Raw genomic sequence first — 14285 nt, forward strand, 5'->3', positions numbered from 1 at the left:
CTTCCCTGATTCCAAAATTCATCCTGTGGGCTTAAAACTTAGAACTCACGTTTTGGTGCAGTGCGGACATGCGTGGTATAAAGCGCAAGACCAGTTAAAGCCAAACCACCCACCAGGTTCCCCAGCGCTACCGGTAACTCATTCCAGATAAAGTAGTCCATCACCGAGAAATCGCCGCCCATCATCATCGCGAACGGGAACAGGAACATATTCACCACCGAATGTTCAAAGCCCATGGCAAAGAACAGCATGATCGGCATCCACATCGCAATAAACTTGCCGCTAACGGTGGTCGACATCATCGCGCCAATCACGCCAAGCGACACCATCCAGTTACACAGCATGCCGCGAATAAAAATCGTGATCCAACCGGCAACGCCATATTCTTTGTAGCCCAGCGTCCGGTCTTCACCAATATGTGCAATCGCCAGACCGACCTTGTTTGGTTCGGTCGAAAAGCCGTAGGTATAGACCGCTGCCATCATCACCGCCACAATCAGGGCACCAGTGAAGTTACCGACAAAGACCACGCCCCAGTTTTTCAGGATTCTGGCCCAGGTCACGCCCGGACGTTTATCCAGCCAGGCCAATGGCGTCAGGACAAATACCCCGGTCAGCAGGTCATAGCCCAGCAGATACAGCATACAAAAGCCGACCGGGAATAATAATGCACCAATTAAAGGCACGCCGGTTTGCACTGCAATGGTGACCGCAAAAACCGCTGCCAGCGCCAGAATAGCCCCGGCCATGGTGGCGCGGATCAGCACATCACGGTTTGCCATATGTAGTTTCGATTCACCGGCATCCACAACTTTGGTTGCAAATTCGGAAGGTGCAAGATAAGCCATTGCGAGTACCCCTCAACGATTGAAATTTAGCGGTGGGATGATTTGCAAATAAAAAGCGCCCAAGACGACTTTCACGTCTTAGGCGCCATTGCCTGAATCATCCAGCATGTTTTAAAAATTTATGGCGTCGTTGCCATCAGTTCAGTGGAGATACAGCAAGGAATGTACCAACTTTGTGTGAAAGATAAATTTACGCCATGGTCAGATTCAAGATCTGAGCTGATTTTAAGCTGGCATACATTGTGCTTTTCCCTTCTCAGTGTTTTAGCCATAAGCAGTTGAGGAAATAGATATGATTAGCCACCGCCAACAAGTGACAGACATGATTTTATCTGCCAAGGTACTGAACAATATTCAGTGGTCCAGTGTGGCGCAGGAAATTGGTTTATCCAAAGAATGGGTGACGGCAGCCTGTTTGGGGCAAATGGCCTTGAATAAGGAACAGGCCGAAAAAATTGGTCAGATATTTAACCTGAGTGATGAAGCCGTGGCCTGGCTACAGATTGTGCCGTATAAAGGCTCCCTGCCGACCAGCGTTCCGACCGATCCTTTAATTTACCGCTGGTATGAAGTGGTAAATGTCTATGGTTCTACCATTAAAGAGCTGATTCATGAAGAATTTGGCGACGGGATTATGAGCGCAATTGATTTTAGTATGGATATTCAACGGGAAAGCCATGAAAATGGCGACCGGGTAAATGTGGTGCTATCCGGGAAATTTTTGCCCTATAAATCCTATTAAGATGAGTTTGTGTTGAGCTTAAAACTCTAAGCAATCACAAAAATCTGCGCTTACCTTATTCATAAAGATGATCAAGTAAAGATCAAAACCACATTCATTCCCCCATAAAAATAGGCTTAATCTTCCCGGACAAAAACGATTGCTGTTTTATCCGGTCAGATTAAGCCTATGTTTTTTAGCAAGCTGTACTAGTCCGAGGTAAAGCGTCCATAACGGTCGCGTTTACGCGTGCTGGAAGATGAGCTGCGGCCACGGCGATCGTCATCATCATCGTCGCGGTTGCGACCACGGCGATTGTCATCGTTTATATGACTTCTGGCGCCGGCACGGCGTGCTTCTTCTGACGTAAACTCATGCGCATTGCCGCTGGCATGGGCTGCGCGCCCACCACGACTGGCAATTTCTCTTTGTTCATCTGGATCCATACTCGCAAATCCACGATTTGAAGTACCCTCATTACGTGTATTGGCCATGATTCACTCTTCCTGTTATTTATTTTGATTGTCTATGTTGCGACTCTTTTAAGATAAGAGTGAAAATTAAGATAAACAGCCGCGCTTTGTTTCAGATCATTGGAATGTAGCAGGTCTTTTTTATTTTAAAAAATTAACAGGCTGTATTTAAAATAGTAAAATTTTATTCTTTTAAATATCTTTTTTAATTTTTTACCATCTTTATATTTCAGCTGTTTTTATTTAAAAAATGAAATAATAGACGCGTTAAGATGAAGTAGTTTATTTTCTTAATAATAAAAAATATTTAAATAGAGTCCATAATTTTTAAATATATTCTTTAGTCCCTTGATTTCACTTTCATTGTCTTATGAATTGCGGCTTAAATATAAAAAAAGCCAGTCAGTGAGCGCTGACTGGCGAAAAGGAAGACACAGATAAGTAGCTGAATGTCCGATTTAGTCGACCTGGGTAAAGCGGTTTAAGACAGCAATCGACAGCAGCAATAAGGCCACCAGCGCAAAGACGGTGCTCAGGCCAATGGCTTCACTTAGGAAACCGACCAGCGCCGGGCCACTTAATGAACCGCTATAGGCAATGGTCGATACCAGCGATAAAGCAGCCGCTTTAGGCATAATGTTCTGACGGCCAACACGGGAGAACATCACCGGCACAATATTGGAACAGCCAAAACCGAGTAAGGCATAGCCCAACAGGACTACTGCCCAGTGCGGCGCCATCACAATAATGCCTAGACCCAAGGCCGCACACAGCGCGCTATAGGTGATGATGTTTTTCTCGCCCCACATTCTTAATAAACGACGTCCGGAAAAACGGCCGATGGTCATGGTAATGGCAAAGAAAGTATAGGCCAGACCGGCAAAAGAAGCGTCCATCCCAAAGTTGCTAACCAGATAAATTCCGCTCCAGTCCATTGCTGAGCCTTCTGATAAAAAGGCAATAAAACAGACCAAACCAATTAACAGAATCATCGGGCTTGGGCGAAATTTCTGCTTCGCTGATGGTGCGGTGTCTTCTGGGGCTGTGTCTGATTTTTTCTCAATTTCAGACAGGCTGTTGGGAACGGCCAGAATGGCAATAAAGGCCAGCACCGCGCTCATGATTAAAGCGCTCATTAGCGGTGAAACACCCAATGACAGCAGCACAGTCACAGTCAGCACACCAAGTAAACCGCCCAGACTGCACATACCATGGAAGCTGGACATCATATTTTTCAGGCTGTTCTTTTCAACAATCACCGCCTGTAAATTAATGGCCACCCCAAATGCACCCACCGCGGTCCCAAAGATAAACAGCACAATTGCCATGCTTAAGGCAGTACCAAATACCGTCAGTAACGGCAAAATGATCATCGCTGCAACCAGCGCAATCCCGATTAAAATACGGCAGCCAATACGCTGGATTAACAGACCGGCCGCAGGCATGGCCAGCATCGATCCAATCCCCATACAGAGTAGCAACAGGCCAAAGTCTGCATGGTTTAAAGAAAGACGTTGTTGTGCAAATGGAATGAGCGGTGCCCAAGATGCCGTACTTAAACCCAGACCAAAAAAGCTGAGTTTGGTTGCCAGACCTTGTGCATTGAGCTGGGCAGATGCATCGACGACTGTGGTTTTGGAAAACAACATGTATGTGCCACCTTCTAAAAACAGGGCATCCCATTCCAAAAAATTGTCCATAGAAAAACCCCTGCACACTTATAGGAAAATCTATAAACTTGCAGGGGCTTTTGTTGGCGGAATTATACACAATTCACAGCACTGTACAGCCCTTTTTTGTCTATTTTACAAACAATTTTGTAATGACAAAAAGTACTTCATTTTTCTCGTTTTTTTGAAAAATTCCAGCTGCAATATTTTTATATAATCATTTAAAAACAAATGCTTAATAGGTTTATTGTTTTATTCAATCAGTTTAATGAGTTTTAGTGATTGCCTGAAAATTGGCTTACATACAGATACACAGCCCTGCCCTTTCAGTTTTGATTATTCCGACCGCTCAACCAGCTAGCTGTTTCAGGATTAAGCGTTTAAACCAATAAGTAGCTAGAGATCTTCTGTAGTTTATAATTTTTATTTAAAAATAATAAAATGAGATTTATAAATATATGATTTTTGATTATCTCAACTCATCTATTTCAATATAACAATAGCTTTAATTATTTAAATTTAGCCTCAATCATTTAGATATTTCATAATGTGTAATATATATCGGCATGTAGTGAATTGTTATACTCCATGGCGGAGTTGTTTCGATTTTAAATAAAGCTATTTTTATCTCTTTGAGGCGATTAAATTAAATAGAGATATTTATTTCATCTGAATTGGAGTAATAAAAATGGCTGATATTAATTTAAATAACATTCAGAAACATAGCGAAGTTATTGCCTCCTGCGGCACCCATGTCGGTACGGTCGATCATCTGGAAGGCAGCGATAAAATCAAACTGACCAAGCAGGATTCTGGCGATGGGATGCACCATTACATTCCGATCTCTTGGGTGGAAGAAATTCGTGGCAACCAGATTATCCTGAACAAGAATTCTGAAGAAGTCACCCGTCAGTGGGAAGCGGTATAACTTCTAAAAAGCACGATCTGCCCAGACTCGTGCTTTTTTATCGCTAACGATTTCATCTGATTGAGCAAAACAATAAATCGACCCAAAAATTTGGAGAACCCCATGAATCATTATCCTGACAGCCCATCTCCGCAAGAGAAACAGGAGCATCAGCCCGGTGTGCAATATAAAATGACGCCCGAACCTGAAATTATTAAAAACCATTATCAGGGCAGTCAAAAACTCAAAGACAAGGTAGCTTTAATTACCGGCGGTGATAGCGGCATCGGCCGCTCCGTGGCAGTGCTGTTTGCCCGCGAAGGTGCCAATATTATTATTCCCTATTTAGAAGAAGATCAGGATGCGCAAGACACCAAGCGTCTGGTCGAGCAGGAAGGTCGTCAATGTCTGCTGATTCAGTGTGACCTGCGCCAACATGCGGCAGTGCAGCAGATGGTGGATTTGGCCTTACAGCAATTTCCGCATATTAATATTCTGGTCAATAATGCCGCCGTACAATATCCACAAAAAACCATTGAAGATATTAATCCCGAACAGCTGCATAAAACCTTTGAAACCAACCTCTACCCGCTGTTTTATGTGACCCAGTTACTCATTCCTCAAATGCAGCCCGGTGACAGTATTATCAATACCACCAGTATCACCAGTTATCAGGGCCATAATCAGCTGATTGATTATGCCAGTACCAAAGGGGCAATTACTGCTTTTACCCGTAGCCTGTCGACCAACTTGCTGAAAAATAAAACCGGGATTCGGGTGAATGGTGTCGCACCCGGCCCAATCTGGACACCATTAATTCCAAGCAGTTTTGATGAAGAACAGCTAAAAGGTTTTGGTGAAGATACCCCCATGGGCCGTATGGGTCAGCCAAGTGAAGTTGCGCCGGCTTATCTGTTTTTAGCCTCCGATGAAGCCAGCTATATTTCCGGTCAGGTGATTCATGTCAATGGCGGTACCATTGTCAATGGTTAACAGCATTTAAAGGCACACAAGCAATGTAGATAACATTTTGAGTTTTATTGAAACATGCAGATCTATACAGGAGTGAAACTGATGTCTAGAGGTGATAAGTCGGCCTATACCGACAAGCAGAAACGTCAGGCCCGCCATATTATTGAATCGGAAAAAGAGCGAGGCCATTCCGAAGAAGAAGCAGAACGCATTGGCTGGTCTACCGTCAATAAACAGGATGGCGGCGGTAAAAAGAAATCTCACTAAATGCCCTTCTGTTCTGCTGGAACCCTTTTAAACTTCTATAAAAATGCCAATCCTTAGGATTGGTATTTTGTTAGGTGATGACAAGTAGATCATCAGATTTTATTGAATCTGCTGCAGCGCCTGCGGGAATAAAAACTGGGTCAGTTGACGCGTGGCCCATAAACCAGTGGGATTATGATGCTGATGCGGCGCCAAGTAAGGCAACAGCAGATTGATTTTTTCTTCCGCGTTACGCGCCAGCTTCAGTTGTTGCTGCAAGGCCTGCTGTTCGCTGGAATTGAAATAATCGACAATATAATCATCGGCCTGCTGCACTGGCGTTATGGCTTTGAACGGCGCACGGCGTTCGGTATAGGCTTGAGCAATCCAGTCATAAATAATCTGCTGTTCAGCGACTGAAAATACACCGAACATTTTGCCTTCTTCATTGTGAATCAGCTGCCAGAAGCGGCTTTCACTCGGATGCTGGCCGCGTTTAATCCACTGTTTATCCTGTAATACCTGAAGGAACTCGACCACTTTCTGGTCATTGCTGAGCCATTCATTCACCGATGCTTGAGCAAAGCGGCAGCGGTTATTATGAATCAGCTTGCCGACCACGGCTTTTTTCTTGAAAATCTTTTCAATCAGCGGGGTTAAATCACTGTTTTTAATAATTTCAGTCGAGCCTAGGCCAACATCATTCAGAGCATAGCCGCGTTTCAGTTTGTCAATAAACTCTGTTTTATTGGCGGCCTGACTATAGCCATATTCCAGTGCGGCGACTGAACGATGCGCGTGACCATTGTCCAGGTTATCAATGGTAATGTGCACATTAAAATACTGATGATCCAGCCCCAGTTCAGCCAGTTCATAATTACTGATCAGCAAATGCAACGGCAACTGTTCATAGCCTAAATTAAAACCAATCACTTCCGGCAGATATTGCTGCGGCGCATAGGCCAGCGCCAGTTGTACCACGGGCTGATAATAGTATTCATCTTCCAGTCCTTCGACCAGATCTTGCAGATTCAGACTGCTGAGCAATTGCTGATACATCGACACGTGATTGGCTTTGGCTGAACCGAGGCCCAGCTCTTCCAGATAAATCATGATCAGATGCTGAAAATTCGGATCAGGCCAATGTTTTAAGCTGCTATACAGCCAGGAACCATCGACATATTTTACTGGCGCGACTTTCACCAGAAAGTCATAGGCGGCGGCTACATGCTGAAAGTATTCACGCTGACCACCAGCCTGACGCCGGCTTAAATACTGCTGATAGCGTTCACAATTCTGCATATTCTGCTGAAAAAGCCAGTCTTTGATCTGGACTGGCTCATCGGGTAAAGGAATAGATGGGGAATCTATCTGGTGAAGCTCGCGCTGTAAAAGCTGGGCCGAGAGTTTTTCTTTTTCTGGTGCTGGTGTGCTTTCATCCAGAAAGAAATGAAACAGCTCCCGATAGCTTTTTTGTCGTTCGAGTTTTAAGGGGCGATAACTGTTCTGAGAGACAACTGACATCTTGTTATTTTCCATTATTTTTTACTCAAACCAGCTTAGGAGATCCGCCAAAATCACCATAGTTCAGTTTTGTTAAACCACGTTAACTTGCCGGCTGCTCAAAAATAAAGCGCAGAGATATCAGAAATTTATAAAGATAATTCAGTTACATAATCGGCAAGTCCGGGCATTTTTTCTGTAAAAATAGCTCATCCTCCTGTAGCGCTGTTGCACTCAAGTTTGAGTCTTGAGTAAAAAATGCAGCAGTTGTGCAAAATAAAAAAGACCAGAAGACATCTTATCTTCTGGTCTTATAAAAGCTGGCTAAAGTCTGCTGTTACTGGAATTTGGCTTTCAGCTGGGCCAGACCGGTACGAATCAGGTTGCTGCCCTGCCCGATTTTGTCATGCCAGTGATTTGGCACCGAACACCTGGCCAGACGCACCCAGACACTGGAAAACTGCTGGATAAAATTGGCTTCATTATAATGAATACCATATTCTGCACACAGCGCTTTAATTTTTGGCGCTACTTCGGCATAACGGTTGGCCGGCATATCCGGAAATAAATGGTGCTCAATCTGATGGCTTAAATTTCCACTTAAAATATGCAGCCACTGGGTGCCACTAAAATTACTCGAACCGCGAATCTGGCGGATATACCATTCAGCCCGGCTTTCATTTTCGGTGTTGTCGGCTTCAAAATTTTCCGCATCTTCAGTGAAATGGCCGTTAAAGATCACCGCGGATGCCCACAGGCTGCGAATCACATTGGCGACAGCATTGCCGGCAAAAACCGGAATGGCATTTGGCCCGGCAAGCAGCGGGAAAAAGACATAATCTTTGACCACCTGACGGCGCATTTTCTTTCTTAAACCGGCCGCTTCATCCCAGACCTGTTTCCAGGTTTTGGTTTTATAAACCAGTACATCTTCTAAATGCAGACGTTGCAGCCCCACATACCATTCAAAAAATACCATCAGCTGAATGGCCAGCGGAATATTCATCAAAAAACGCGGTTCCCATTTTTGTGCTTCGCTAACCCGTAGCAAGCCATAGCCGACATCGTGGTCTTTGTCGACAATATTGGTATAGGTGTGATGAATATAGTTATGGGTATATTTCCAGTCGTCTCCGGTGGCAATGGTGTCCCAGTCATAACTGGCACCGTTCAGGGTCGGATCATTCATCCAGTCAAACTGGCCATGCATGACGTTATGACCCAGCTCCATATTTTCAACAATTTTGGATAATCCCAGTAAACCAGTCCCCAATAACCATACTGGCGGAATCCAGCCGCCAAACATCAGCATCCCACGTGAGGCAATTTCACTATAGCGGACAAAATTACGGATTTTATAAATATACTGGGCATCTTTTTCCCCCAGATCGTCCATGACTTCACGGCGGATGGCTTCCACTTTGGCACCAAATTCCTGAATCTGAGCCTCGGTTAAATATTTTGACTTGCTGTTCGGATGTAACGCGGCAGGCATATTCATGTGATGTTCCCTCCAGATTATAAGTTAATCACGACAGGACTGATTGCCTGCGTCACACAAAGTTTGATTTGGGTATTATGGTTATGGTCAATTTCACCGGTCAGCAGATTACGCACGCTGCCACTGACTTTGGTACAGGAGCAGGTATTGCAGATTCCCATACGACAGCCATGGGCCGGTCTTAGCCCGGCGGCTTCGGCACTGTCCAGCAAATTGCTGTTGGCCTGAAAATCCTGCTGCGAGCGCAAGAATTGCACCGGCTGCGCCTCCAGAGTTTCATCTGCGGTCATTTGAAAATACTCGGAATGAAACTGCTCGCTTAAATCCAGCTGCTGACAAATCTGCTGGGCGGCCTGCATCATCGAGGCTGAACCACAAGCATAAATATGTCGCTCACCCAGTTGCTCGACCGTGTTTTGCAGTAAGGCCAAAGACAAATGCTGACGCTGTTCTACGGTATTAAAATGATGATATTTAAAATGCGGATACATCAGCGCCAGGGTTTTAATTTCGGCATGGAAGGCATCATCCCGGGTGAAATACAGCAGGTCTATCGGCTGGGTCGAGCTGACCACGGCTTTTTGTAATAAGGAATATATGGCGGTAATCCCACTGCCCGATGCAATAAAACATAAAGATGGAACTTGTGCCGGCAGCACAAAATTGCCCTGCGGCTGGGACAGCTCCACCACAGCCCCTGCCGGTAACCGGGTCAAGGCATTGGACATTTTACCTTGCCGTTTGATGGCCAGAATCACATCGCCGTTATCGAGCAAAGTGACAATGGAATAGCTGCGCTGCTGGCGGACCCCATTCATCGCCAGCGTGATCAGAATACTTTGTCCGGCCTGAAAACGCTGTGCCTGAAAATTCTGGTTGGGACGTAAATGAATTTTATAAAAGTCTGGACTTAATGCCTGAATTTCAACAACGCAGGCTTTGACTTTTTTCAATGCCCAGACTGGATTTATTTTTTCTGCAATAAAATCAATAAAATCTTCTCGAATCCACTCGGGTTTATACTCTACAGAAGTGCTCATAGCGGCCTCATGATTTTTTCAGTGAACGGATGTTCTTTTTTTAATGTTCATGCCCACTATATAGATTCATGATCTCGATTCCATGTGAATGCAGGACAAAACTTGTCTTTTCCTTATGTTTTAGCTGGTTTTGTCTGACAAGATTCTGCACTTTTTCGGTCCCAACTTCGATGGGAGAAGTTTTATTGTTCTGATTTGCTTTTGTGCAGGCGCAGGATTTTTCATGAAAATGTCGTATGCTTTTGTCAGACTCGGTGAAAATGCCTGATATTTTTGCTGTAATTGCCCCCACATTAGACTTAAGTCCAAAAAAAGTCTAAAACCAAAAAAGCCAGAAGTGTCCTTCTGGCTTTTTTAATGTATAGCGTGTAATTAGAAGTTATAGATGGCCACCATATTAATACGGTTATCTTCACCTTTATTACTGCCATTCGTTGCTGCTTCTAAAGCTGTACGTTCACCATAGACATATTCCAGACCTAAGCTAACCGGCTTGATCGGACTATAAAACACGTTGGCCCAAGCTTGCCAAAGATCCTTGTTAGTTTTGGTCTTATCATCTGCTGATAAAGCATCAATATAACCAGCATCCTGATCAAAACTCATATAACCATAGCCCAAGGTACCGCGTAACTTGTCATTAAACTGCTGGGTGATACCCACTGAAATTGAATCAAATTCACTTTGGTAAAGATTATCAGTTATATCTGCAACTACACCTTTATTGGCATAAGTTACAAAGCTGCTATCACCTTTAACATGATAGTAATCGGCTTTTAAGGTAGTACCCGGTACAACTTCATATTTTGCACCAAGCCCTACACCCCATGCCATTTCTTCGTCTTCTTTGACACGCTTTTCATTCCCCATCGCACGGGCGCTGACGCTCAGATTATCCGCAAATTTATGATTTAAACGCGCTGTTAAAGCAGGCAAACGCTGTTTAATACCCGTAATGGTTGCATCTTTTGGATCTTCTACTGCCAGTACCAGATTGGTTGCTGGACTGAATGTGCTGGTATAACGAACCTGCGGCGTACGTTTAATCGAACCGCCAGCATAAGCCAAAGCATCGACAGTTTCTGGCAAATAATCCGGCACTGCAAAGTTTGACCAGGTTTGACCAATTAACCAGTTGGCATAGCTCATATAAGCATGACGGATACGTAAATTATCAAATTTATCACCACCAAGGAAATCTACCTCAATTTTACCGCTCAGGGCTTTGTCACCAGCACCAACCGGTGCTTTAAAGTCCATGCCTAAACGGGTAGCAGAAAGTGTTGATTTGAACTCATCACTGCGCTCGCCTACACCTTCAAGTGGAACAGTATTAATCTGGTTATACATACGTGCAGATGAACCGCCTTCAGCCTGATAAGAACCATCCATACGGACGTTTCCATACAGGTTAAATTCAGCATTACCCAGCGTCATACCCAAGCCGCGCTTTTCAGTGCTGGCTTTTTGTGCAACAGGTGGTTGTACCGCAGTATTGGCAAGTTGGTTTAAATTCGCTTGAACCGTTTGATTTTGTTGAGCATATTGATGAACAAGTGCTTTCAGTTGTTGCACTTCCTGACGAAGCTGCTCAACTTCCTGGCTGCTTTGCGCATTGGCCATTACACTCATTGTTAAACCGACAGCAATTACTAAAGGTTTGATCATCATTGTTTTCATGGGCACACTTATCCTGTGACTATCCGTTTTTGTCGTTCCTGACAAAGTTTCATTGTTTTAAAGTTTGGCTAGCCTGAAGAACTCAAGCTAGCGGTTTGCTCAGAGATTAATGTGCAGAGCTTTTGACTGCTTTGACATTGCTGTTGGCGAAGCTTTCCTGCTTGGCTTTGGCACCATCTACCGAGACTTTCAGATTTACCATAAAGATCGCTACGGCTGCAATTAGACCAGGGATGGCAATCATCATGAAATTCATCTGGTGTGGCAGGTTTAAAGTCAGCAGTGCACCAGTCAGCACAGGCCCGACAATCGCGCCGATCCGGCCAATTCCAGAGGCCCAACCCATACCGGTTGAACGTACTGTAGTCGGGTAAAACTGTGCGACGAAAGTATATAGTAAAATTTGTGATCCAATGGTGGCTGCACCGGCAATGGCAATTAAAGTATACAGCACTGGCTGTGGACTGTTAAAGCCAAGCAGGATTAGCGCAATTGCCCCCACGGTGAACATAATGGTCAATACCGGTTTCAGATGGAAACGATCTGACAAGGCACCGCCACCAATTGCACCGACCATACCGCCAATATTCAGCGCGAACAGGAACAGCATACTTGCACCGAGTGAATAACCGGCCTGAATCATCAGTTTTGGTAACCAGCTGCCCAATGCATAGACCATTAACAGACACATGAAGAACGCAACCCAGAACATTAAGGTACTGAAGGTACGACCTTGCTGGAACAGTGCACGTAATGGGGCTTCATCACCGGCCATCACTTCATTCAGCACAAACTGGGTATTTGGCGCAATATTCTGTTCTGGAGCAATTTTCTGTACAAAGGTGCGGACCTGTTCTGTTTCACCTTTTTTGGTGAGGAACATCAGGGATTCTGGCAAGAATTTCCACAGCAGCGGTAACAGCAATAATGGTGTACCTGCTAGGTAGAACATGATTTTCCAGCCATAATCTGCCACCAGCCATGCACCTAACAAGGCAGAGGTCATCCCGCCAATAGCATAGCCACTGAACATCACGGCAACCAGAGTACTCCGAATCCGTTTTGGCGCGTATTCAGTCATTAATGCCACCACGTTTGGCATCACACCGCCAATACCTAAACCGGCAAGGAAACGTAAAATACCAAACTCAATCGGGTTACTGGCAAAAGCACCGAGGAAGGTAAAGCCACTGAAAATGGCCACACAGATCATAATGGTCTTTTTCCGGCCCAGTTTATCGGAGAGCGTTCCGAAACTCATGGCACCGAACATCATCCCGAACAGCGCGGTACTGGCCAATAGCCCTGCCTCTACCGCACCAAGTGACCATTCCTGCATCAATAGTGGTAAAGCCACCCCGTAAATAACCAGGTCATAGCCGTCGAAGATAATAATTAATAAACACCATAAAAGTACGCCCCAGTGAAATGGCGTAAATTTCGCGTTATCAACCACCGTATTGATGTTTACTGAATCTGTTGTATTCACGATAAGCCTCCTGCTTGTGAAACCGTCCAAATTTTTGTAAACAATGACCCAATGCGTTATTTTTGTCCAAAACCGATTGCATATATATTCATACCTAAAAAGTTAGGCGAAAAAATTAGTTTGATAATCAATTGTTTATGTTTTAAACAATCTATCTTTATGTAGGAAATATAAATTAAAGTTTATTTTTAAACTGTGAAACATAAAAAAAGGTCTGAACAAAAGCGCGCCGTTCAGACCTGTTGCAACTTTATCTATATAAAGGATGGAAAGAGCTAAACTTCAACGCCCTTAAATTACAGTACGATCATATTTAATCGCTTCCAGATCATAGACCTGATAAATACTGTCAAACAGTGAGCGGATATCTTCGCTTTCATCCATACTGCGAATCGCCAGGAAAATCGGGCTTTTAGCAGCATCATCGAGTAAAGGAATATAGTTCAAATGCGGCAACTGTATGGTACGCGCGCTTTCCGGGACTATACACATACCTTCGCCGGCAGCCACCAGCCCCAATGCCAGCTGAATTTCACGCACTTCTTTTAAACTGCGCGGCTCCAGACTGTATTCGGAAAACAGGCCGCGCACTTGGGTCGAAAAATTCGGTTTGGGATGGTTTGGATAGAGAAAAATATTTTCTTCGACAATATCTGAAAGGTATATACCCTGCCGCTTTGTTGCAAATATATGACTGTCATGCACAGCGACCATAAGGGGTTCTTCACGTAATAAAATACGTCGAATGGCCGGATCGGAAATGCGTAAACGGCCAAATCCGACATCTATACGACCTTCTTTTAATGCCTGAATCTGGTTGGTGGTGGTCATTTCAACCAGTTCTATCTTTAAATTAGGATGTTGTTGACGGAATAAATAGACTATTCTGGGGAGTAAACCATAAAGTAAAGAGCCCACAAAACCAATGGTCACGGTTTTCTCGACCATTCCCACCCGCTTGGTCATGGTTTTGATCTCTTCCGCATTAGACAAAAGTTTTACGGCATGCTGATAGAAAAATTGGCCTGCCGGAGTGGTCTGTAATGGGCGACTACCGCGCTCAAATAGCTGAATTCCAAGCTCACTTTCCAGATTTTGGATCTGACGGCTTAAAGGTGGTTGCGCAATAAACAGTTTTTCAGCTGCTTTGGTAAAACTCTGTTCTTCTACCACAGCAACAAAGTATCTGAGATGTCTAAGTTCCATACCCTTTCCATACCTTTAGAATATAATAA

General features: G+C 44.3%; 12 protein-coding genes and 1 pseudogene. 4 read left to right on the forward strand and 9 right to left on the reverse strand.

Annotated features, from left to right (window positions below; genetic code table 11):
* Positions 1–38 precede the first annotated feature (38 nt).
* Positions 39–848 carry a formate/nitrite transporter family protein gene (locus GA693_RS05050; protein ID WP_005178046.1) on the reverse strand — a complete coding sequence of 270 codons (810 nt, stop codon included), beginning with the start codon at positions 846–848 and terminating at the stop codon, positions 39–41.
* Between the two features lie 292 nt (positions 849–1140).
* On the opposite strand from GA693_RS05050, the gene cynS reads away from it, so the two are divergent.
* A complete protein-coding gene (gene cynS, locus GA693_RS05055; protein WP_005178047.1) occupies positions 1141–1590 on the forward strand; it encodes a cyanase in 450 nt (149 codons plus the stop codon).
* A gap of 209 nt (positions 1591–1799) precedes the next feature.
* Here cynS and GA693_RS05060 read toward each other — a convergent pair.
* Together GA693_RS05060 and GA693_RS05065 are read right to left on the reverse strand one after the other, a co-directional pair.
* Positions 1800–2063, reverse strand: a pseudogene (locus tag GA693_RS05060) (KGG domain-containing protein); the annotation flags it as partial.
* A gap of 437 nt (positions 2064–2500) precedes the next feature.
* A complete protein-coding gene (locus tag GA693_RS05065) occupies positions 2501–3742 on the reverse strand; it encodes an MFS transporter (protein WP_016658127.1) in 1242 nt (413 codons plus the stop codon).
* Positions 3743–4400: 658 nt separating this feature from the next.
* Here GA693_RS05065 and GA693_RS05070 point away from each other — a divergent pair.
* The 3 genes from GA693_RS05070 to GA693_RS05080 all read left to right on the forward strand — a co-directional run bounded on the left by GA693_RS05070 (position 4401) and on the right by GA693_RS05080 (position 5858).
* On the forward strand, positions 4401–4640 hold the full coding sequence (locus GA693_RS05070) for a DUF2171 domain-containing protein (protein WP_104471337.1): 240 nt from the start codon (positions 4401–4403) through the stop codon (positions 4638–4640).
* Positions 4641–4730: 90 nt separating this feature from the next.
* A complete protein-coding gene (locus GA693_RS05075; protein WP_228718899.1) occupies positions 4731–5612 on the forward strand; it encodes an SDR family oxidoreductase in 882 nt (293 codons plus the stop codon).
* Between the two features lie 81 nt (positions 5613–5693).
* The gene (locus GA693_RS05080) at positions 5694–5858 is read left to right on the forward strand and encodes a hypothetical protein (protein WP_016658124.1); all 165 of its coding nucleotides are present in this window, start codon (positions 5694–5696) and stop codon (positions 5856–5858) included.
* Between the two features lie 99 nt (positions 5859–5957).
* Here the strand turns inward: GA693_RS05080 and GA693_RS05085 are convergent, their stop codons facing one another.
* The 6 genes from GA693_RS05085 to GA693_RS05110 all read right to left on the reverse strand — a co-directional run bounded on the left by GA693_RS05085 (position 5958) and on the right by GA693_RS05110 (position 14256).
* Positions 5958–7361 (reverse strand): iron-containing redox enzyme family protein, encoded by a 1404-nt coding sequence (locus GA693_RS05085; RefSeq protein WP_228718898.1) that lies wholly within the window; start codon positions 7359–7361, stop codon positions 5958–5960.
* A 316-nt stretch (positions 7362–7677) separates the two neighbouring features.
* Positions 7678–8841, reverse strand: coding sequence for a fatty acid desaturase family protein (locus GA693_RS05090; protein ID WP_160241306.1), 1164 nt, complete (start codon positions 8839–8841; stop codon positions 7678–7680).
* Between the two features lie 17 nt (positions 8842–8858).
* On the reverse strand, positions 8859–9881 hold the full coding sequence (locus tag GA693_RS05095) for a ferredoxin reductase (RefSeq protein ID WP_160241305.1): 1023 nt from the start codon (positions 9879–9881) through the stop codon (positions 8859–8861).
* 372 nt (positions 9882–10253) lie between these two features.
* On the reverse strand, positions 10254–11552 hold the full coding sequence (locus GA693_RS05100; protein ID WP_407646727.1) for a DcaP family trimeric outer membrane transporter: 1299 nt from the start codon (positions 11550–11552) through the stop codon (positions 10254–10256).
* A 115-nt stretch (positions 11553–11667) separates the two neighbouring features.
* Positions 11668–13050 (reverse strand): aromatic acid/H+ symport family MFS transporter, encoded by a 1383-nt coding sequence (locus tag GA693_RS05105; protein ID WP_005178072.1) that lies wholly within the window; start codon positions 13048–13050, stop codon positions 11668–11670.
* Between the two features lie 291 nt (positions 13051–13341).
* Positions 13342–14256: a LysR family transcriptional regulator gene (locus GA693_RS05110; protein WP_104473128.1), complete on the reverse strand. Its 915-nt coding sequence runs from the start codon at positions 14254–14256 to the stop codon at positions 13342–13344.
* Between the last annotated feature and the right edge of the window lie 29 nt (positions 14257–14285).

It is taken from the genome of Acinetobacter indicus, from assembly GCF_009914475.1.
Taxonomy (GTDB): domain Bacteria; phylum Pseudomonadota; class Gammaproteobacteria; order Pseudomonadales; family Moraxellaceae; genus Acinetobacter; species Acinetobacter indicus.